We start from the raw sequence: 1,652 nt of genomic DNA, 5'->3' as shown, positions 1-1,652 counted from the left end.
GGCATGACATCGGGCAGTTCCTAGAGACGTACGTCCCCGAGGACTCGATCTACCCCGGTGACGCTGAGGAGCTCAAAACGCTGTTAACTGAGCAGCCCGACCTGAGCTCGATCAGCCAGTCCGTGATCGACCGCATCAACCGCATCCCCGAGTACGAGGAATTCATGGAGACCCACGACGACGAGATCGCGGCGAACCAGGCAACGATCAACGGAATCCTGGAAGCCAATGACCTCGACGCGATTGTGTACCCGACCGTAACTCGCTTCGGCGTCCCCGGGGGCTCGGGTTACAGCAACGTGATGATCGCGTCTCTGAGCGGCCACCCATCGGTCTCGGTGCCTTCGGGCTGGAGCCAGGAGTCCGACTACGTTGAGGGAGGTGTCATGCCGGCAAACGCAGCTGGCCTGCCCACCACCGTGTCGTTCCTCGGCGCGATGAACTCCGATGCGAAGCTGATCAGCCTCGGCTATGCCTTCGAGCAGGCGACCAAGTACCGCGCTGCTCCGAGCCGCTTCCCCGAGCTGGATGCGTCGGCCCCGGCCGTAGAGTTCGCCGGTGAGTCTGCATTCGAGCTGGTGGAGCCATCGAAGTCTCCGAAGCCGGGCAAGACCGCGAATGTCAGCCTCGAGGCGCAGAATGTTGCGGGCGTGTACGGATACGTCACCGAGATCACCTTCAACCCGAAGAAGGTGACGCCGGTTCTCGATGAGATTACTAGCGGCACCTCTGGCATCACCCGTGCCCGGGTATCCGGAAACACGCTGACAGTGATGCACACGAAGCTGGGGTCGTCGCCGGAGGCGACAGGTGATTTCAGCCTGGCCGACATCCCGTTCGCAGCAAAGGCGGGCAACGGCCTCGCGACGGTCGCAGTGTCATCGATCACCCTAGTCGCTGCAGATGGAACGACGTCGGTGCTCGATGATCCACAGGTCGCGCGCGTCGTAAAGTGACTGTGGTGGCCCCTTCCCCGATTCGCGAGGTCTGGGAAGGGGCCACTGTCCTGTGCGAGCACGGATTGGTGAATCTCACTCCAGTCAGGGCATGACACGCCGAGGTGGCCGAGGCAGGCAGCGGCCGAGCGATCGTTCTGAGGCGCGGACTGCCCACCCGTCTGAACGCTCCCTGCGCAGAAATCTCATCGGTGCACTGACTGGGACCGCACTTGCCAGACCGCTCACATATAAACAAAAGTTCAGAAAGTAATTCTACGAAAAACCCCTTGGCACCCAAGGGGTTTTCGTCGCTCGTTTTTACCGTTTATGTATGGTTTTATACATTATTGATGAATCAACATTTTTGGCTTCTGAAAAAGCCTAGCAGCTGCATAAAAAAGTAAGGTTTTATGTAACCTCTTATTCAATATAACGTTAGCTCGTACGAGCCGGACGAACATATCCCTAGCGGGAACGATGAAGAAAATCATAGCTGCATTGCGGAAAATCGATCCAACTATCAAGCAAGACGATTTTTGGAGCATGTAAATTAGACAGAGGCTGGTGCAACAACCAGAGTAGGATTAATCTCCCATGAGTGCTTCCCGAGAGGGAGCGACAATCTGTGATGCACCGTGGTCGTTGGAGTCAGACTAACGGATGGGCTCTATAGCACCATAGCTTATCGACCTTCCTCTCCCAGCCCTAAGAGAG

The 1,652-nt window shown here is 57.2% G+C and carries 1 protein-coding gene; it reads left to right on the top strand.

Annotated elements, in window-relative coordinates; genetic code table 11:
- Positions 1 to 956 (top strand): cohesin domain-containing protein (locus ACFPYJ_RS26590; RefSeq protein WP_379191271.1); only part of this gene is annotated, 956 nt, incomplete at its 5' end.
- Positions 957 to 1,652 lie beyond the last annotated feature (696 nt).

Source organism: Paenibacillus solisilvae (assembly GCF_042656405.1).
In the GTDB taxonomy this organism is placed as follows: Bacteria; Bacillota; Bacilli; order Paenibacillales; family Paenibacillaceae; genus Paenibacillus_Z; species Paenibacillus_Z solisilvae.
This window is presented reverse-complemented; position numbering and strand designations above follow the sequence as displayed.